15 protein-coding genes are annotated in these 19051 nt (G+C 61.2%); 9 read left to right on the top strand and 6 right to left on the bottom strand.

Annotation, left to right across the window (positions count from 1 at the left end; all coding sequences use genetic code 11):
* The first annotated feature begins 184 nt into the window (after positions 1-184).
* The 3 genes from IE111_RS12065 to IE111_RS12055 all read left to right on the top strand — a co-directional run bounded on the left by IE111_RS12065 (position 185) and on the right by IE111_RS12055 (position 2942).
* Entirely contained in the window at positions 185-1273 is a 1089-nt protein-coding gene (locus IE111_RS12065; protein ID WP_189608931.1) for a glycoside hydrolase family 16 protein, read from the top strand.
* 104 nt (positions 1274-1377) lie between these two features.
* Positions 1378-2373, top strand: coding sequence for a LacI family DNA-binding transcriptional regulator (locus tag IE111_RS12060; RefSeq protein ID WP_189608929.1), 996 nt, complete (start codon positions 1378-1380; stop codon positions 2371-2373).
* A gap of 104 nt (positions 2374-2477) precedes the next feature.
* Positions 2478-2942 carry a GNAT family N-acetyltransferase gene (locus tag IE111_RS12055; RefSeq protein ID WP_189608928.1) on the top strand — a complete coding sequence of 155 codons (465 nt, stop codon included), beginning with the start codon at positions 2478-2480 and terminating at the stop codon, positions 2940-2942.
* 126 nt (positions 2943-3068) lie between these two features.
* Here the strand turns inward: IE111_RS12055 and IE111_RS12050 are convergent, their stop codons facing one another.
* The 5 genes from IE111_RS12050 to IE111_RS12030 all read right to left on the bottom strand — a co-directional run bounded on the left by IE111_RS12050 (position 3069) and on the right by IE111_RS12030 (position 10696).
* The gene (locus IE111_RS12050; RefSeq protein ID WP_189608926.1) at positions 3069-4862 is read right to left on the bottom strand and encodes a sulfatase-like hydrolase/transferase; all 1794 of its coding nucleotides are present in this window, start codon (positions 4860-4862) and stop codon (positions 3069-3071) included.
* A 245-nt stretch (positions 4863-5107) separates the two neighbouring features.
* Complete coding sequence (locus IE111_RS12045; RefSeq protein WP_189608923.1) at positions 5108-5950, bottom strand: carbohydrate ABC transporter permease; 843 nt, start codon at positions 5948-5950, stop codon at positions 5108-5110.
* A gap of 10 nt (positions 5951-5960) precedes the next feature.
* The gene (locus IE111_RS12040) at positions 5961-6950 is read right to left on the bottom strand and encodes a carbohydrate ABC transporter permease (protein ID WP_229805336.1); all 990 of its coding nucleotides are present in this window, start codon (positions 6948-6950) and stop codon (positions 5961-5963) included.
* 292 nt (positions 6951-7242) lie between these two features.
* Positions 7243-8496, bottom strand: coding sequence for an ABC transporter substrate-binding protein (locus IE111_RS12035; RefSeq protein WP_189608921.1), 1254 nt, complete (start codon positions 8494-8496; stop codon positions 7243-7245).
* A gap of 331 nt (positions 8497-8827) precedes the next feature.
* Complete coding sequence (locus IE111_RS12030) at positions 8828-10696, bottom strand: beta-N-acetylhexosaminidase (protein ID WP_189608919.1); 1869 nt, start codon at positions 10694-10696, stop codon at positions 8828-8830.
* Positions 10697-11127: 431 nt separating this feature from the next.
* On the opposite strand from IE111_RS12030, the gene IE111_RS12025 reads away from it, so the two are divergent.
* From IE111_RS12025 to IE111_RS12005, 5 genes are all read left to right on the top strand, one after another.
* Positions 11128-12009: a glucosamine kinase nucleotide-binding domain-containing protein gene (locus tag IE111_RS12025; protein ID WP_189608917.1), complete on the top strand. Its 882-nt coding sequence runs from the start codon at positions 11128-11130 to the stop codon at positions 12007-12009.
* Positions 12009-12797 (top strand): GntR family transcriptional regulator, encoded by a 789-nt coding sequence (locus IE111_RS12020; RefSeq protein WP_189608915.1) that lies wholly within the window; start codon positions 12009-12011, stop codon positions 12795-12797. Before IE111_RS12025 ends, IE111_RS12020 begins: the two co-directional genes overlap by 1 nt.
* Positions 12798-12854: 57 nt before the next feature.
* The gene (nagA, locus tag IE111_RS12015; RefSeq protein ID WP_189608913.1) at positions 12855-13994 is read left to right on the top strand and encodes an N-acetylglucosamine-6-phosphate deacetylase; all 1140 of its coding nucleotides are present in this window, start codon (positions 12855-12857) and stop codon (positions 13992-13994) included.
* Between the two features lie 30 nt (positions 13995-14024).
* Positions 14025-14813, top strand: coding sequence for a glucosamine-6-phosphate deaminase (gene nagB, locus IE111_RS12010; RefSeq protein WP_189608911.1), 789 nt, complete (start codon positions 14025-14027; stop codon positions 14811-14813).
* Between the two features lie 472 nt (positions 14814-15285).
* Complete coding sequence (locus tag IE111_RS12005; RefSeq protein WP_189608909.1) at positions 15286-16212, top strand: 2-hydroxyacid dehydrogenase; 927 nt, start codon at positions 15286-15288, stop codon at positions 16210-16212.
* A gap of 7 nt (positions 16213-16219) precedes the next feature.
* Here IE111_RS12005 and IE111_RS12000 read toward each other — a convergent pair whose 3' ends face one another.
* Positions 16220-16702 (bottom strand): fasciclin domain-containing protein, encoded by a 483-nt coding sequence (locus IE111_RS12000; RefSeq protein WP_189608906.1) that lies wholly within the window; start codon positions 16700-16702, stop codon positions 16220-16222.
* A 442-nt stretch (positions 16703-17144) separates the two neighbouring features.
* Here IE111_RS12000 and IE111_RS11995 point away from each other — a divergent pair, with 442 nt between their 5' ends.
* Entirely contained in the window at positions 17145-18926 is a 1782-nt protein-coding gene (locus IE111_RS11995; protein WP_189608904.1) for an acyl-CoA dehydrogenase C-terminal domain-containing protein, read from the top strand.
* Positions 18927-19051 lie beyond the last annotated feature (125 nt).

Here is a 19051-nt window from a genome sequence, read left to right as displayed (position 1 = left end):
CACCAGCCCATCGTAGGGCAGAAGAGCCTTAGGCGACATCTGCCGTGGGAGACCCTGGTGGTACCGGATTATCCAAAGGTTTGGTCTGCTCCCATACGGCAGACATCGGCTTGGGCCCCGAGGTGTCGGACCACTTCTACCCTACGACCAATGGCCAGGCGAAAAACAACAATATGGCTACTCTATGACTTCATTCCATTTCTACATCACCCTGGCAACAACACTGCTGCTCGCAACCGGCTGCCAGGTTTCAGAGCCGGAGAACAACCAGGACGATACCAACGATCAAACCGATACCCAAACCGACAACAAAACCTCCCAACACCACCCGGTCGACAAGAACTGGCGGCTGGTCTGGTCCGATGAATTCGACGGCCACAGCATCGACCCGGCCAAGTGGAGTTTCGAGCAAAACTGTTGGGGCGGGGGCAACAACGAACAACAGTGTTACACCGACCGTACCGAGAATGCCTTTGTCGACGAAGGGGCGCTGCACATCCGGGCGCGAAAGGAGGAGTTCACCGGTCCGGCGGACACCGAAGATTCGGACAATTACGACCCGTCGGTGACTCGAACGCTGCCTTATACCTCGGCCCGGCTTCGAACCCTCCACAAGGGCGATTGGACCTACGGTCGGTTCGAAATCCGCGCCCGCTTACCGGAAGGGCAGGGCACCTGGCCGGCGATCTGGATGTTACCGACCGATTGGGTCTATGGCGGCTGGGCCGCTTCGGGCGAGATCGACATCATGGAAGCCGTCAACCTGAAGACGCAGAGCGATGCCGAGAGTGCCCAGGCGGGTGACCTGGAAAGCCGGGTACACGGCACCCTGCACTACGGACAGGCCTGGCCCAACAATGTCTATTCCGGCGCCGCTTACGATCTTGGCGAGGCCGACAACCCGGCGGACGATTTTCATCACTACGCGCTGGAATGGGAACGTGGCGAAATTCGCTGGTACGTCGACGGGACTCATTTCGCCACCCAGAATCAACAGGGCTGGTACAGCCAGTACGAGCAGGACGGTTCCCTGGTCACGGGTTCGGGTGATGCGCCGTTCAATCGGGATTTTCACCTGATCCTGAATCTGGCCGTCGGCGGCAACTGGGCGGGTAATGTCAACGACACTGGCATCGACGCCGGTGCTTTTCCGCAGACACTGAGTATCGATTACGTTCGGGTTTACCAATGCGATGTCGATGCGGTATCGGGTCGTGGCTGCGCGACCCGGTCGTCGGCCGCGGAAACCGTGGCCGGTCACCCGGCACCCTGATGGGCACTGCCAGAGGCCCGCGAGCGGCACCGCCCGAGTCGGCGGCGCTTGACTGTTTGAATGAGCATGGTAAAAGCAGGGGAGTTATCACGGTAGGAAACTCCATGCCCACGATCAAAGAAGTCTCCGAATTGGCCGGTGTCTCCCAGGCCACGGTGTCCCGAGTCATGAATGGCAGTGATCGGGTGACCGAAGCGACCAAGCGTCGCGTCATGGATGCCATGAAAACGCTGGGCTATCACCCCAAAGCCGCCGCCCAGTCGTTGGCCTCGAATCGAACCAACTCCATCGGCATGGTGGTGTCGGAACTGCAGGGGCCCTTCTACGGGCCGATGATGGCCGGTGTCGAAGAGGTCATGCGCAAGGCGCACAAACATCTCATCATCGCCGCCGGTCACGGTGAGGAACACACCGAGCGCGAGGCCATCGAATTTCTGATCAACCGTCAGGTCGACGGCCTGATTCTGTTGGTCGAACGCCTCGATGACGACTACTTGCTCGCCCTGAACGAACGGGTCCCTCTGTTCCTGATCAACCATCATATCCAGGGGTTGCACGACCGGACCATCTGGCTCGATAACGAATTGGGCGGCTACCGGGCCACGCGTTATCTCATCGATCAGGGTCACGAACGCATCGCCTGTATCACCGGGCAGATGTGGAAACAGGACGCCCAGGAACGTTTACAGGGGTATCAGCGCGCCATGGCGGAGGCGGGCATCGAGGTTCGGGACGAGTGGATCGTGAACAGTTATTTCGAACTGGAAGGTGGCATCGAAGCCTTTCATACCCTGATGGAACGTGACACCGGCTGTACCGCCGTTTTGGCCTGTAACGACGAACTCGCGTTCGGTGTGCTGGAAGCGGCCGACGACGCCGGGATTAAACTGCCCGAGCAATTGTCCGTGATGGGATTCGACAACGTCCTGACGGCGCGGTACGTGCAGCCCAAGCTCACCACCATGAACTTTCCCATGTACGAGATGGCCCAGGCGTCCGCCCGTATGGTCATGACGGCGGTGTACGAAAAACAGCAGACTGAGGAAGCCGTCTTTGAACCAACCCTGGTCGAGCGGCAGTCGGTTCGTTCCCTGCGTTGATTCGATAACGGGTTGGTCTTTATTTTCAAACCGGGGTGTCGCCTTGCTAATCTGTCGGGTCTGTATCCGGCCTTTTCATGAGCGTCACACCCTGGAGAGCAACCATGTCCGACCTGATCGTTTCCCTGCAAACCCTGCCGGTCGTACCGGGCCTACCTGCTGACTGTACCATTGAAACCGCCAAGCCCTGGGATCGGGATGTCATTATCGAGTGGGTGCGTTCAACGTTCGAGGACGGCTGGGCCAGCGAAGTCGCCTGCGGCCTCGGCCAGCATCCCGCCAGGGTTCTGATCGCGCGTCGGGGTACCGAGCTGTTGGGCTTCGCCTGTTGGGATGTCACCTTTCCCGGTTTTTTCGGACCGACCGGCGTCAGTGAACAGGCGCGCGGAATGGGGCTAGGCAAGGCTTTATTAATCGAAGCCTTGTGGCGCTTGAAGGGCATGGGGTATGTCTACGGTTTCATCGGCGATGCCGGACCGGTCGACTTTTACCGCAAGGTTGTGGGGGCTGAGCCGGTGCCGGCCGGACTCCCCGGCGGTTACACTGCACCTTTGGCGGTAGACCTGTAGGGCAGAAGAGCCCCTGGCGACATCTGCCGAGTGGGCGAAGCCCACCATGACAAACGTCCCGATGCCTCATCAATGGCAGATGTCGGCTCCACCTCTTCTGCCCTACGGTACCAACCAAAATCCGGCTCAGCGAAACCGGCTCTGTACTTTTTGCACATCCCTGAGAATACCGCTCGGTGTTGTCGCCTCATCGTTAATATCATCCAGACTGTAGGTCTTCACGAACCCCGGATACATTTCATTCACCGTGGTTCCCCGGATGAACGCCTTGTTGACATAGCTCTCGGCGATGAGCGTTCGTGGGCTATCGTCGAACAATGACTCGCCCGTACCCAGATCGCTGATCGGGTTGGCGCAGCCGAAGGCTTCGGTCAGCAGGGTCGGGGTGATGTCTTCGTGGGTGGTGCGATGATCGTATTCACCGGTTCGCCCGGGCCAGTGAATGACCAGTGGCACGCCGAGCTGGTAGCGGGAAAAATTACTTCCGTGTCCCCAGTAATTCTCGCCCTGATCGTTGAATTCCTCGCCGTGGTCACCGGTGATCACGACGATCGTGTCCTCCCACAAACCGCGCGCTTGCAGTTCGTTCTTCATTCTGCCGATCAGGGAATCCACAAAGTGAATCGAGTTGTTGTACTGGTTCAGGTGCGGCACCGGGTCGGTGTCGGCGTCGGCCTTGGACATCGACAACTTCTTGGCCGGCAGGAAGGGTTTGTCGTATCCCTCGGGGGTCCAGTAGGAAAAGTGGGTCGAATTGAAGAACATGAAACTGAAAAACGGCTGCTCGGGCTCGGCGTCGACGCTGGTCAGTAACTTGTCGATCAGAGCGGCGTCGCCGGTCGGAATGCGGCCCTCCCCCCAGGCCTGGATGGGTTCGATACCGCGGAAGAATACCTCGTACAGTTTGTTGGCGCGGATGTCCTGATTGGCCAGTACGCGGATGTCGTAATCCCGATCGAGCAGGGCGTCGATCAGGGCCGGGCGGGTTCCCGAACCCAGTGCTCCGTCCCAGTACAGGTGGGAGGTGCCGAACATCAGGCTGAACAAGCCGGTGGTGGTGACCGTACCGCCCGCCAGATGATCGTTGAAGACCAGGGCGTCTTCGCCGATGGCGTGAATATTGGGTGAGATTTCCGGGGTCATCCGGTCGAAACGCCAACTTTCCAGGCCGACGAAGATCAGGTTCTTCGGCCGAGCCGAGGTGTCGGGTTCGCATTGAAGCGGAGACAGCGGATAGTTGAACGTCGAGGCTTCGGAGACTTCGATGCGTTCGTTTTCCTCGATCAGATTCTCATTGATCAGGCCCCATTTCTCCATGTCTTCGTCGGCGACCAGAGGCATGTACCAGGGAATGACATAGGTCAGGGAGACGATCGGCCGCATATTGTGCGCGTAGCCCCAGGCGTGAATGGTCTGGCCGCCCAGCGTCATCAGAAAGAGCAGGGTCATGACCGGCCAGGCCTTCAATGACCGATGCTTCCTCCCCGCCCAGAGTGCGCCCCCGTACATCAACCCGATAACCACCACCAGTGCCAGTACACCGCCGGCCACTGTCAGCCAGCCAATGCCGAGGCCGGCGAAATCGGTGAAAAACATCTTGATGAAGAAGGCATCGATGTGGAATCGGTAGATGGTGAAAATCTGGCCGTCGAGCACCAGCAGAAACTGAAACAGACCGCCGACCAACGCATAGACCCCCAACCGCAGTCGCCCCGGCAGCAGCAGAAACGGCAACAGGGCGATGGCCATCAGCAGCGTCAACGCGAACGCCTGGCCGATCACCGCGAGCGGCACATAGACATTGGCCAGCAGGCTCGTGGTCCAATCGTAGGCCCACAGATTGAAGGCGATGAGGATGGCGGCGATAACGGTGTTGAGCAGCCAGAAACGGCCTGCGAACGAGAAAGCGCGACGGATCAAACGACGTTCCTGTGTGGGTTGGTCACAAAAGCGTCATTATAGAGGGGAGACGGGGTCGGGGGACAGCATCGAACGGCAGCCGTAAGTCACGAATCTTAACAGGAAGTAGGGTGGGCACGGCCCACCATCGCGTTTAATTAATCCACCAACACGCCCATTGCCACCTGGGCTCGATGGCAATGGGCGTGTCTGTGGTGGGTTATTCTTCCCTGGTGGGCAGTGCCCACCCTACGAGGCTAGGAAGCCTACTCCTTCACGCCCCCTTGCGTCAGGCCGGAGATGAACTGCTTCGAGGCCAGCATGAAGGCGATGATGGTCGGCCCCATCATGATCAGAATGCCGGCGAACATCATGTGCCACTGAATGGCGAACTGCTGGTTGAACCGCTGCAGGCCGAGCGTCAGTGGGTAGTTCGACTCGGATTGCAGGAAAATCAGCGGCAGAAAGTATTCGTTCCAGGCCTGCACAAAGGTCAGCAGGGCGATGGTGGCGATGGCCGGTCGCATCAACGGGAAGATGATGCGCCAGAAGACGGTGAACGGCAGGGCGCCGTCCATTTTGGCGGCTTCCTCAAGCTCCACCGATATGTTTTTCATGAAACTGACCAGGATGAAGACCGAGACCGGCATCATACTGGCGCTCTGCACCAGGATCACGCCGAATAGGGAATCCAGCAGCCCCAGGGTACGCACGATGTCGAACAGCGGCGCCAAGGCCAGCCGAATCGGGATGATGACCCCGATCAGGAAGCAGATGAACACGGCCGTGCTGCCGCGAAACGGCATCCGCGCGAGGACGAAGGCGGTGGTGCTGGCGCAGAAGACGACGATGATCACGCAACTGACGGCGATGATGGTCGAGTTCAGGAAATATTGGGAGAAGTTGGCGTTCACCCAGGCCTTGGCGAAGTTGGACCAGGTCCAGGGGTCGGGCAGACCGAAGGGTTCACGGAAGACCTGGCCGACGTTCGGCTTCAGGGCATTGATGATGGCCGCGCCGAAGGGGATCAGCACTACGGCGACCCAGGCCAGCATGATGAACTGGACGACCAGCTGTTCCCGTTTGTTGAGTTTGAATATCTTGTCCATGGAGCCGTCCTCAGGTGTTTCTCAGGTTGCGCAGGGCCAGGAATATGGCGGCGGGCAGAATCATCAGCGCGGTCAGCAGCCCGATGGCCGCGGCCATGCCGAAGTTGGTGTCCGTCGTGTCGGCGCTGCCACCGAAGGCGGTCCGGAACAGGAAGGTGCCCATGATGTCGGTTGAACGTAGCGGGCCGGCTTCGGGGCCCATGATCAGCAGGATGTAGTCGGCGTTGTTGAAGACGTCGACCATGACGATGACGGTGATCAGTACGAAGGCCGGTCCCAGTACCGGGAGGACGACGTTCCTGATTGATTGCCAGCGTGAGGCGCCGTCGAGCTGGGAGGCTTCCAGCAGGTCGGTGCGCACGGCCAGAATGCCGGAGAGGATCAGCATGATGGCGAAGCCCATGCGGTGCCAGGCGTAGAACAGGGCCATAGTGACCAGGGCGGTGTCCTCGGAGCCGAGAAACGGAATCGGCGTGTCGACCAGGCCCAGTTCCACCATGACGGCGTTGAACGGGCCGCGCGGGTGGACGAACAGGTCGAGCAGGTAAGCCACGGCCGCGCCGGCCATGGGGTAGGGCAGAAAGAAGAGCACCTGGTAGGACTTGCGCCCCCAGGTACGGAAGCTGAGCAGTAACGCCAGTGCGGTGCCGATGATCAGGAAACTGCCGATGATGACGACAAAGAAGATGACGTTCTGGAACAGGGCGTTGAGCATCTGATCCCGGTAGTAGGGTTGGGTCAGCACTTTGGCGAAGTTGTCGAGGCCGACGAATTCCTTGGGGCCGATGCCGGGCCATTTGACCAGGCTGAGCGGTATCAGCGCGAGCAATGGCAGGAAGTTGAAGATGCCGTACAGCAGCACGCCCGGGGTTAGCAGCAGGGTCCGCTGGATGCGTTCCAGGGCGCGATAGCTCATCTTGGAACGGGGTGACCGGGTGTCTGAGGGCATGGAATCGTGCCTCGGGGGTGCCAGTGAATCGGATGCAGCTTGTTTGGTCATGATAGTCACACTTGCTGGGATGTCGGGGCTGAGATGGCGACTTCGGGTCTGGTTGGTGGGTGCCAGAACCCGCACCGGCTGCCGGGTAGACCTATCCGGGGTCGCCGTGAACCCATCCATGGGGGCTTGACGGCCGCCATCCGGGCGGCCGACATCCCCGGATAGGTCTACCCGGCAGCCGGCGCTAGCCTTCAGTGGACTCCGAAACGTGAGTTGTCAGTATAGGCAGTCCGGCTGTTCCGGACAGGGGCTCCGTAGAGCACCTCTGTCCGTAGGGTAGTAACGGTAGGTCTTACAACGCGCAGTTGTCTGCGCCAACGTAACCGGCCTGGTTCAGCCCGGATTGGATCTTCTCGGCCAGTTCACGCGGGGCGATCTTGCCGGCGAGCAGTTCCTGCATGCCTTCGGAGACCAGCGGACGGTAGCCCGGGTCGACGCTGATCAGGGCGTCGTGGAAGAAGGGCTGGGCGGCCAGTGAGTTGTTCGAGATCATCTCGGCGGCCATTCTTACGCGTTCGTTGGTGACGTCGACCGGGTGGTTGGAGGCCGGGACGGCTTCGACGAGGTCGGCGAACAGTTGGGTGAACTGCGGTGAGGTGTAGAAGTCCATCACCTTTTTGACGGCGTCGATGTCGTCGGAGTTCGGGTTGTAGGCCAGGTGGGCGTCGGTGAAGCCGTAGACTTTGCTGGCCTCGCCCGGGATGGCCATGAAGCCGAGTTCGAGGTCGGGGTCGATCTGGTACATCGGGGACGCCGGGGTGGCGGACCAAATGCCGTCGATCATCATGGCAGAGGTGCCGAGGGCGACGCCGGTGCGCATGGCGCCGTAGTCGTCGGCCAGCGGGTTCGGGTTCATGTAGCCCTGGTCCTGCCAGGATTTGAAGCGTTCCATGGCGCTGACGTAGGTGTCGTCGGTGAAGCAGGTGGTGCCTTCGACCACGCCCTGGGCCCATTCGTCTCCGGTCATGCCGGCGAGGATGGTTTCGTGCAGGACCTGGTTGAGGTACCAGCCGTCGCGGCCGTCGACGTGCAGCGGGACGATGCCGTCGGCTTTCAGGTCGGCGAAGGTGGCTTCCAGTTCTTCAAGGCTGGACGGTTCTTCTTTCAGCACGGCCTTGTTGTAGAGGATGGATTCCATCTGCATGACGAAGGGCACGCCGTAGATGTCGCCGTTGGTGGCTCGGGCGCCGGCGAGGGCGGCTTCGCCGAAAGCGTCGAGGCTGACGCCGAGGTCGGATACCGGGGCGGCGACGCCGGCGTCAATCCAGGGCTGGATCCAGGCGGAACCGGCCTTGGCGTGGTACAGGTCGGGCCGGTTGGTCTGCATGTCGATGCGCAGTTTGGATTCCATGTCCTCGGTGTAGACGTTGAGGTTGACCTGGACGCCGGGAATGAGGCGCTTTTCGTTGATGTAGTCGAACAGGGCCTGGTCCTGTTCACGCCAGGTGTAGAGCTGTACGACGGTGTCTTCCGCGAAAGCCAGGTTGCTGGTGGCCAGGGTGGCGGCGGCCGTGGCCATCACCAGGGTCTTTTTAATGAGTTCCATACGAACCTCTTTTGTTGTTTTTTCGAAAAGGGCATGACCAATATAATACCAATTTAAAGACCAGGCAATACCAAATGAGTGGTTTTTGTCGTAGCCGTGTCGAATGGAGCGTCACTTGGTTCGAGTCCGTAGGGTGGGCACCGCCCACCAGTCCGTCGGTCGGATTGTGCCCGGAATCGGTTCCTTGCCCCGGTTCGATGTTGGATTACTCTTCGCGTAGGTTGGATTAGCCGTCAGGCGTAATCCAACACCCAACCCAGCCAGAGAGCCCATTTTGCGGCACATTCAAATATTGGATTACGGCCCTTCGGTCCTAATCCAACCTACAAAGTTACCAACCCATGCTACGGGCGCGCCCTTGGATACCCAGATGCGCCAAAATCGACATCCACTGACCTGCCCGGTGCTCGAATTCGACGTAGCCGCCATCCCGGTTACTCCCCCAAGCCACCTCAGCCAGCCCCAGCAACCGGGGAAACCACATGAATTCCGCCTCGCCCGGTGTGGTCACAATCTCGGTCCACAGGCAGGCCTGAACCCCTTGAATGCGGCCCTGGGCTTCGTCTGAGAGCCCCTCGAGCGGGTTGTAGTGCCAGACGTCGGACAGGTCGACCGTGCCGGCCCAATAATAGCCGGGATCATCGGCGTCTTCTGTGACGGCGAGGTCGAAATAACAATGTTGGGCGGGGGTCATGACCACGGGGTGGCCTGCCTCGGCGGCGGCCTGTCCGGCCTCGACACCTTGCCAGGAGAAGACCCAGGTGGCCGGCGATACGCGTTCGCCGGTGCGAATCTCCTCCCACCCGGCCGGCGTTTTGCCGTGGGCCTGAACGGCTTTTTCCAGGTCGGCCATGAAGGCACCGTGCAAATTGGCGGGGCTCTCTCCGCTGCGATCGGCCCACGCCTTGGCGGTGGGGGATTCGAGCCAGGCACCCTCGGGCACCTCATCGGACCCCAGATGAAAGAGTGGACCGGGAAACAGCTCACACCACTCATCGAGCAGGGTGTTGATGACGGTATGGGTGGCTTCCATGGCCGGATTCAGGACGTTGTCGTTGTGATGCTGAACGCTGCGGTACTCGGACCGGTCATCCGCCTCGACCAGCTCGGGCAGGGCCTTGAGCAGGGCCCGCGCATGGCCGGGCACGTCCATCTCCGGGACGATCTCGATGCCGAGCGACCGGGCGCGCTCGACCGTATCGCGCACGTCCGCCACGGTATAGAAGCCACCATAGGCCGATGGACCCGTCCCCATCTGCGGCGGCAAAGCCAGACCATGGCCACGCCAGTTCGCCGTTTCATTGATCTGCGGATAGACCCGGCTCTCCACCCTCCAACCGTCGTCATCGGTCAGATGCCAATGGAACCGGTTGAACTGAAATAACGCCAGAACGTCCAGCCACCCCCGGATCGTTCCGGCATCGAAAAAATGCCGCACCACATCCAGATGCACACCGCGATAACCGAACCGGGGCTCCCCGGCAAGCTCGCAGGCCGGCAACGACCCCGCCAATGGCCACTGCAACAGATACTGCATCAGATACGCCTGACCGGCCTGAAACCCGGCCCGGTCCCGATGCTGCAAGAAAATGCCATCACCCCGAACCGACAACTCGAAAGCGCTCGACAACGCCGGCGCCCGCTCCTCACGAACCGCCAACCCCGCCTCATCCAGCCGGGGTGCTTCCACCTCATCGAACCGCTCCCACAAACGTAGCAACCAATCGGTATTCCACGCATCGCCGCTGAAATGCAGCGCCGCCGGGCACCCCAGCGGCGCTCCATCCACCTCAACACGCTGCGGCCGGGGTACAAAGGCCAAACCATCACCGCTCACCGGCGCCCCCTGGCACACCTCACGCCGCGCCGACCCGGCGACATCCACCTCGACGCAGCCGTCCGGTGTCACCAGATACACCCCATAAGGCTGATCCGTCACCTTCGGCAACCGACCGGCCCCACGAAAACCCAGCACCAGCGGCGCATCACCCGACCACGGAACCGCCAGCGCCAACCGATGCCAATCCCCCTTCCGTTCCACCAAACGGGCTCCACTCACTGACTCCGGATCCATGGGATGCACCAGACTCATACACACCTCAGACGCCTTGAAATCGCCCGTTTCAGTCGGTGCAATCGTCAACGTCGCCTCGTATTCCCGGTCGCCTCGAGTGACCGACACCTCTGCGGTTAATCTCATGATTCGATCCTTAGTCTCAATGGATTCTCGATAAAGGTATTATATTGGTATTGTCATGGATAGAGAAAGGTCGTAATCTATGGTCCATTGTTGAGTCGGAACAGTCTATAACTGATTGCGATGGTTTGGGCCAGGTCTGTGTTTTGGCTGGGTTGGGTGACCAAGTCTCACATTTGGTGGGCGGTGCCCACCCTACATAACTGATCGTTGGCGAATAGAGCGACGATGCAAGTACACGGGGCCGGCGGTGCTCACGGAGGGGAGTGCGAAACAGGGATGTTTCGGTCTAGCCCCCATGGATGGGTATACGGCGACCCGGAGGGAGCACCGCCGGTTCCGGGTACGAACGATTGGCACGATATATCGCCGAGCCGAAGCAACCACGGAACTCAACGAATGACAAAAACAATGATCGAGGATACGCATTCATCATGGCTTTGAGCGACTCAGCGCCCCTGTTCATGGGCATCGACGGCGGTGGCACCTCCTGCCGCGTCCGATTGGCCGACGCCGACGGTCGCGTCCTGGCCAACGCCCGGGCCGGCAGCGCCAACGTCTACCAAAGCACCGAGACCAGTTGGCACTCCATCGAACAGGCCACCTCCGATGCCCTCACCCAGGCCGGCCTGCCACTCGAAGCCCGCAGCCGAATAGAAGTCGTCGCCGGCCTCGCCGGCTCCGAGATTGACGCCGCCCGTGACCGTTTCCTTGCCCGACCGCACGGCTTCGCCCGTTTTCACCTGCTCAACGACGGCCAGATCGCCTGCGTCGGCGCGCATGGTGGCGAAGACGGCGCCATGCTCGTGGTCGGCACCGGCATCATCGGCATCGCCCATCAGGAGGGACAGTGGCGTCGCGTCTCCGGTTGGGGATTCCCGCTCGACGATCGCGGCAGCGGCGCCTGGCTGGGCCAACAGGCCGTTCGCCATGCCCTCTGGCAGCGCGACGGCCTGATCGAAGCCACAGACCTGACCCGCGCCGTCTGGGAACAGTATTCCGACTCCATCAGCGGGCTTATTGGTTGGGCCCAAGAGGCCAAATCCGTCGATTATGGTAAGCTGGCGCCTTTGGTAGTGGATTGGTATGAAAAAGCCGACCCGCACGCCGTCCGCATCATCGAGCGCCAGGCCGAAGTCTTGAATGCCCTGCTCGATGCCCTGCAGCAACCGCCGCAACCGCTGGTGGTGCTGGGTGGGTTGGGACCGTTCGTCAGCGATCGACTGGCCGAGCGACATCAAGCCCAATTGCGGCCATCGCAGGGCGATGCCCTGGACGGCGCGTTGAGGTTGGCCCTACAGAGGAGCTTGGATTAATGTCGACTGTCGTGCGCACCGATCAGGAACTGATCGATTTCTTAACCCCGAATCCGGACAAACCCGGATCGCTTTATACCCAATTGTCCCGGTCCCTGACCCAGGCCATACACGAAGGCCTGCTCGAGGACGGCGATTACCTCTTGCCGCAACGCGAATTGGCACAGGCGCTCGGCGTCTCCCGCGTCACCGTGCGCAAGGCCATCGAAACCCTGGTCGACGAAGGTCTGCTGCGGCAACGTCAGGGGGCCGGAACCGTGGTCACCTCCGGTGGCAAGCAATCGATTCACAAAAACCTCTCGGTGTTGAACTCCTTCACCGAGGACATGACGGCACGCGGCATGAAACCGTCGTCCGAGTGGGTCAACAAGGTCACCGTCCAGTCGTCGCCGCGCGAAGCGATGGCCCTGAACCTGTCGCCCGGCGCACGCGTCGGCCGCTACACCCGGGTTCGCTATGCCAGCGAGACGCCCATGGCCTACGAGATCGCCTCCGTGCCCGGCACCATCATCGCCCGGGCCGAACAGGTGAGTGACTCCCTGTACGACGCCCTGCACGCCGCCAACGCCCGGCCGGTGCGGGCATTGCAGACCATGACGGCGCACAACGCCGACGCCGAAGTGGCCCGCTACCTGAAAATCGCCCCAGGCGACGCCGTCCTGTACATCGAGCGCCAGGGGTTCGATGCCGGCAATCGGCCGGTGGAATTTACCCGGTCCTGGTACCGGGGTGACATCTACGATTTCGTGACCGAGTTGTCGGCCATGCCCGCGGACAGCTCAGGCTGACCCCGCGGGCCGGTTGTCCGGTCGTTGTTACGCCCGACAGGGCAGGAAGGAACAGTTATGCACACTGCGGTAATCGCGCCCAACGTCTACGACGGTTTTGAACGCCATGGCCCATCGGCCATTCTGATCGAGGATCGCCGCATCGTCGGCCGGGTTCCCCAGGGCGAAGTACCGTCCCACTATTCGATCGAACGGTTGTCGGGCGGGATTCTGGTGCCGGGTTTGATCGATCTGCAGGTCAATGGCGGCGGCGGTGTGCTGTTGAATAACGACCCCACGGCCGAGGGCCTGGCGGCCGTGGCCGAGGGCCATGCCTCGGCCGGGGTCGCCCGGGTTCTGGCCACGGTGATCTCGGACCGGCGTGAAGTCACGGCCGCCTTTGTCGAGGCCGGTGTGACAGCCGCCGGGGATCCGGACAGCGGCATTCTCGGCGTGCATGTCGAGGGGCCCTTTTTCAGCCCGGATCGCAACGGCGTGCACCGGCGTTCGTCATTGCGCGCTCTGGACCGGGCGGATTGGGACTGGATTCGCCGCGCCGCCACGGTGCCGGCCATCCTGACTCTGGCCCCGGAGCAGGTCGACCCCGAGGACATCCGCAAGATCGTGGCGCTCGGCCTGCGGGTCAGTGCCGGTCATACCAACGCCACCCACGCCGAGGTCGTGCGCGCCATCGACGCCGGCCTGAGCGGGTTCACCCATCTGTTCAACGCCATGCGGCCGATGAGCGGCCGCGAACCCGGCGTGGTCGGTACCGCCCTGTCCAGTCCGGACACCTGGTGCGGCATCATCGCCGATGGCATTCACGTGCATCTGGAATCCCTGCGGCTGGCGTTCAACGCCAAACCGCGCGGCAAGATGTACCTGGTCTCGGACGCCATGGCGACCGTCGGTGCCCGGGAAAAATCCTTCGAACTCTATGGCGAGACCATCCGCGAGGTCGACGGTCGCCTGGTCAATGCCGAAGGCCGGCTGGCCGGCAGTGCCATCTCGCTGACCGACGCGGTGCGATTCTGCGTCACCGAATTGAAGCTGCCGTTCGACGAGGCCATCACCATGGCCAGTCGTTATCCGGCCGAGTACCTGCGTGTCGACGACCGTTTCGGCAGCCTCTTGCCCGGCCGCATGGCCGACCTCACCTGGTTCGACGACCAACTGAACGTCACCGGACTGTGGCGGGCCGGTCAGCGCTTGATCTGAATTCTGCAGAGATTCCCAGAGGTAAGACCCATGCAAATTGTCATCCTGGACACCCTGGAGCAGGTGGCCGAATACGGTGCGGCCCGCTTTATCGACCTGTTGGCGAAAAAACCGGACGCGGCGCTCGGTCTGGCGACCGGTTCCACACCGATCCAGCTGTACAAAACGCTCATTCGTCATTTCGAACAGGGCGACGTCAGCTTCCGCGACGCTCGTACCTTTAACCTGGACGAGTACCTGGGCCTGTCCGGTGACCACCCGCAAAGCTATCGCCACTTCATGAACACCCAGCTGTTCGATCACATCGACATCGACCGGAGCCAGACCCGGGTGCCCGACGGCGCGGCCGAGGATCCACTGGCGGCATGCGATGCCTATGAAGACGCCATTCGCGAGGCGGGCGGCATCGACCTGCAACTGCTCGGTATCGGTCGCAACGGCCACATCGGCTTCAACGAGCCAAGCTCCAGCCTGGCTTCTCGCACCCGGGTCAAAACTCTGACTCCGGACACGGTCAAAGCCAATCAACGCTTCTTCAAACCCGACGAATTCCAGCCGAACCTGGCTATGACCATGGGCATCGGCACCATCATGGAAGCTCGACAAATCCTGCTGCTGGCCACCGGCGAAGGCAAGGCCGAGGCCGTCCGCGAAGCCGTCGAAGGCCCGGTAGCCGCCCGATGCCCCGCCTCAATACTGCAAATGCATCCCAGAGCCACCCTGGTGCTTGATCGCGAAGCCGCCCAGGGCCTCAGGGACGTCGCCTTCTACGAATACATAGAACGCGAAAACCAGCGCCTGCTGGGACGCCTCAAGTAGGGCGTTATCCGCCAGGCGTGAGAAACATCCTCAGTACCATTTCCTTAAGTGCCGATGGCACGCTGGCTACTGTGGCTTCTGTTGCTTTGGCGTCTTAAACCCGCATCGGCTACCCGGGATGCTCACCTGAGGCCGCCGTAAACCCATCCATGGGGGCTTAACTTCGGCATCCATGCCTCAGATATCCTCAGGTGAGCATCCCGGGCATCCGCTGCTAGTCGGTAGTGGCACCGAACACTAGCGCAGGGAGGCGGGGTATGCTCTGGAGGGAACATCTGAGGCATGGACTGGTGCGCCAGCCCGGTCCGAAGTTAAGCGCCCACGGATGGGTTCACAGCGGTTCCCGGAAGAGCATAGCCCGCCTCCCTGTGCGGGTTTCCAGCACAATAGCCTACCCAGCCACAGTACCCCGCGGGAGGCCAGTGCCCCAGGTGTGTTAGGCTTGGTTTGAATTCTTACCCGTCAGACCAGCATGTCCATCCTCGTCATGATGTCCGGCAGTGAAAACCAGCTGGACAAGATCAAACACGATTTCGCCGACCAGGGGTTCGACGAACCCATCTATATTCCCGGCGACGACTTCTCCCCCGCCGACATCGAGATGATCCTCGCCTGGAAACCGGGCCAACAGGATTGGTCCGCCTATCCCAACGTCAAGCTGGTGCAGAGCTGGGGCGCCGGCGTGGACCACCTGCTCGATGCGCACCTGCCCGACGAATGGACGGTGGCCCGTTACATGAGCCAAAGCCTGAAAGACCGGATGGCCCGTTTTGTCACCGCCATGCTGTCCAACTGGCAACTCGACATGCCGACCCTGTTCGATGCGCAGAGCCGGGGTGAGTGGGCCTGGCACGAAGGCCGCTGGGGCGAGCGGGTGCTGATCCTGGGGATGGGCGAGTTGGGCCGCAGTGTGGCCGAAAGCCTCGTACCCCAAGGGTACAAGGTCGATGGCTGGAGCCGCAGTGGCAAAGAGTTGGAAGGTGTGCGTTCACTGACCGGGGAAGCCGGGCTGGCTCAGGGCTTGGAGGAATGCGATTACCTGATCAACCTGTTGCCGCTGACCAGTGCCACCCGGGGTTTGATGAACCGGGATTTCTGGGCGCGATGCGGGCGACAGCCTGTGGTCATGAATGTGGGGCGCGGCGCCAGTCTGGTCGAGGATGATCTGATTCCGGCGCTGGTCGGCGGTCAGATACGCGGGGCGATTCTGGATGTGTTCGAGACCGAACCCTTGCCGCATGGTCACCCGTTCTGGACGCATCCGGACATCTGGGTGACGCCCCATATCGCCTCGATCAGCGAACCGAAGGATGTGGTGGCGCTGGCGATCGAGAATCTGAAAAGAGTGCGGGGAGCGCAGGCTCCCCGTTTCGAGGTCGATTTAAGTCAGGAATACTGACCGACGGTTACTGGGTGATCACCGTGTCGATCACATGAATCACGCCGTTGCTGGCTTCGATGTCGGTGACGATGACCTTGGAGCCGTTGACCATCACCTCACCGCCCATCACTTCGATGTTCAGCATGGCGCCGGTGATGGTTTCGGCGGAGGACAGACCCACCACATCCGATGCCATCACCTTACCGGAGACGACGTGCAGGCCCAGCACCTGGGTGAGCGCTTCCTTATCCTGGATCAGCGCGTTCAGGGTATCCTGAGGGATCTTGGCGAAGGCGGCGTCGTTCGGGGCGAAGACGGTGAACGGTCCTTCACCTTGCAGCGTGCCCGCCAGATCGGCCGCTTGGACGGCGGAGACCAGAGTATTGAAATCGTCCGCCTCGACGGCGGTCTCGACTATGTTCTTGGAGGCCATATGACCGGCGGCGAAGGTGACACCGGCAAATACAATGGTCAGTAACGAGAGGGACAGCGTTTTAAACAGGGTCATGATGTAAGTCCTCGTACGTTTCAGTGAGTGTGATCATCGTGCCCCGTCATATACGCCGGTGGGTTCGGCACCGGTTTGTTGGAAGAAACTGGTCGATTGATTCGGAAGATTTCGCCAAACCACCCCATCGGGAGGCCGCGTATACGCGCGCTGGTTTCCTCCGGACTGTCCGCGAAGTGTGAAGAATCCATAAAGATGGCGCGGGTAATCGAGAGCGCCAAACTCGCCTGAACGGCCACTTTCAGCCGGGTTTATTCCCGTCCGGCACCAATCCTCTGCTCGCACCGCCCACCTGTGACCGACTCAATAAACGTGCTTGACTTAGTCTGGGGGCGAACGTATGTTTCAAACGACCGTTTGAACACCGAGCCGCCGGCGATACACCCGAGCCGTGTCCACCGGCGGCCCAACCCTCGCCATCGTGCGATTTTGAGGTGACATCATGCCCGAATACAAAGCCCCCATTCGCGAAATGCAGTTTGTCCTGCACGAGGTGCTGGACTCCGAATCCCATTTTCAGGCCATCGGCGCGACCGATGCCTCCCGTGACATGATCGACGCCATCATGGGCGAAGCCGCCAAGTTCTGCGAAGAAGTGCTGGCGCCGCTGAACCAGGTGGGCGACAAAGAAGGGTGTACCTGGAACGACGGCGTGGTCACGACCCCGACCGGTTTCAAGGAAGCCTATCAGCAGTGGGTCGAGAACGGCTGGCCGTCGCTGGCGCAACCGACCGAATTCGGCGGCCAGGGCCTGCCGGAATCCATCGGCAATGTGGTCTCCGAGATGGTCTCCACCGCCAACTGGTCCTGGGGTATGTATCCGGGTCTGTCGCACGGCGCCATGAACACCATCGAACTGCACGGCACCGACGAGCAGAAAGAAGTCTACCTGTCCAAGCTGGTATCCGGTGAATGGACCGGCACCATGTGCCTGACCGAACCGCATTGCGGCTCCGACCTGGGCACGCTGAAGTCCAAGGCCGAGGAAAACGACGACGGCTCCTACGCCATCACCGGTACCAAGATCTTCATCTCCGCCGGCGAGCACGACATGGCCGAGAACATCGTTCACATCGTCCTGGCCCGTCTGCCGGGCGCGCCGGAAGGCACCAAGGGCATCTCCCTGTTCGTCGTGCCGAAAATCCTGCCGGACGGCACCCGCAACGCCGTCGAATGCGGCTCCATCGAGCACAAAATGGGCATCCACGGCAACGCCACCTGCGTCATGAACTTCGACAGCGCCAAAGGCTTCCTGATCGGCCCGCCGAACCAGGGCCTGAAATGCATGTTCACCTTCATGAACTTCGCCCGCCTCGGCACCGCCATGCAGGGCGTCGCCTCCAGTGAACTGTCGTTCCAGGGCGCACTGGCCTACGCCAAAGACCGCCTGGCCATGCGCAGCCTGAGCGGCCCGAAAGCGCCGGAAAAAGTGGCCGACCCGATCATCGTCCACCCGGACGTGCGTCGCATGCTGCTGACGCAGAAAGCCTTCGCCGAAGGCGGCCGCGCCATGCTGATGCACGCCGGCTTCCTGGTCGACATCGTCAAATACAGCGCCGACGACGAACAGAAGAAAGAAGCCGACGAACTGCTCAGCTTCCTGACCCCGATCGCCAAGGCCTTCCTCACCGAAGTCGGCACCGAAGCGGCCAACCACGGCGTTCAGGTGTTCGGTGGCCACGGCTACATCCAGGAATGGGGCATGGAGCAGATCGTTCGCGACAACCGCATCTCGCAGCTCTATGAAGGCACCACCGGCATCCAGGCCCTCGACCTGCTCGGCCGCAAGGTCCTGATGAGCCAGGGCGAAATGCTGAAGAAGTTCACCAAGATCGTGCACAAGTTCTGCAAAGCCAACGAAGACAACGCCACCCTGAAACCGCTGGTCGAACAACTGGCCAAGCTGAACAAAGAGTGGGGCGACGTCACCATGCAACTCGGCATGAAGGCGATGCAAAACCGCGAAGAAGTCGGCGGCGCGGCTGTGGACTACCTGATGTACTCCGGTTACATCACGCTGGGCTACTACTGGGCGCGCATGGCCGAACAGGCGCAAAAAGCCCTGGACGCCGGCACCGACGAGGCGGATTTCTACAACGCCAAGATCAAGACCGCGAACTTCTACTTCCAGCGCATCCTGCCGCGCACCGAGAGCCACAAACTGGCCATGCTGAACGGCGTCGACAGCCTGATGGATCTTGAGGAAGAGCATTTCGCGTTTTGATGAAACGTAGGCCGGATCGGTACGTCTGGTCCGGCACACCGGGCTCGGTAGCCCCGAAGGGGCGTAATCCGACGTTTGAAAAGGCACGGAATGGTCCCGTGGCTCGGGTCTGGTGTTGGATTACG

This window comes from Saccharospirillum salsuginis (genome assembly GCF_014651855.1).
Taxonomy (GTDB): Bacteria; Pseudomonadota; Gammaproteobacteria; order Pseudomonadales; family Natronospirillaceae; genus Saccharospirillum; species Saccharospirillum salsuginis.
This window is presented reverse-complemented; position numbering and strand designations above follow the sequence as displayed.

Excerpts from the sequence above, each read along its gene's own strand:
- IE111_RS12005 (WP_189608909.1), top strand. The coding sequence starts at position 15,286 with ATGTCCATCCTCGTCATGATGTCCGGCAGTGAAAACCAGCTGGACAAG.
- nagB (WP_189608911.1), top strand. The coding sequence starts at position 14,025 with ATGCAAATTGTCATCCTGGACACCCTGGAGCAGGTGGCCGAATACGGT.
- IE111_RS12040 (WP_229805336.1), bottom strand. The coding sequence starts at position 6,950 with ATGACCAAACAAGCTGCATCCGATTCACTGGCACCCCCGAGGCACGAT.
- IE111_RS11995 (WP_189608904.1), top strand. The coding sequence starts at position 17,145 with ATGCCCGAATACAAAGCCCCCATTCGCGAAATGCAGTTTGTCCTGCAC.
- IE111_RS12060 (WP_189608929.1), top strand. The coding sequence starts at position 1,378 with ATGCCCACGATCAAAGAAGTCTCCGAATTGGCCGGTGTCTCCCAGGCC.
- IE111_RS12030 (WP_189608919.1), bottom strand. The coding sequence starts at position 10,696 with ATGAGATTAACCGCAGAGGTGTCGGTCACTCGAGGCGACCGGGAATAC.
- nagA (WP_189608913.1), top strand. The coding sequence starts at position 12,855 with ATGCACACTGCGGTAATCGCGCCCAACGTCTACGACGGTTTTGAACGC.
- IE111_RS12045 (WP_189608923.1), bottom strand. The coding sequence starts at position 5,950 with ATGGACAAGATATTCAAACTCAACAAACGGGAACAGCTGGTCGTCCAG.
- IE111_RS12055 (WP_189608928.1), top strand. The coding sequence starts at position 2,478 with ATGTCCGACCTGATCGTTTCCCTGCAAACCCTGCCGGTCGTACCGGGC.
- IE111_RS12020 (WP_189608915.1), top strand. The coding sequence starts at position 12,009 with ATGTCGACTGTCGTGCGCACCGATCAGGAACTGATCGATTTCTTAACC.
- IE111_RS12035 (WP_189608921.1), bottom strand. The coding sequence starts at position 8,496 with ATGGAACTCATTAAAAAGACCCTGGTGATGGCCACGGCCGCCGCCACC.
- IE111_RS12000 (WP_189608906.1), bottom strand. The coding sequence starts at position 16,702 with ATGACCCTGTTTAAAACGCTGTCCCTCTCGTTACTGACCATTGTATTT.
- IE111_RS12025 (WP_189608917.1), top strand. The coding sequence starts at position 11,128 with ATGGCTTTGAGCGACTCAGCGCCCCTGTTCATGGGCATCGACGGCGGT.
- IE111_RS12065 (WP_189608931.1), top strand. The coding sequence starts at position 185 with ATGACTTCATTCCATTTCTACATCACCCTGGCAACAACACTGCTGCTC.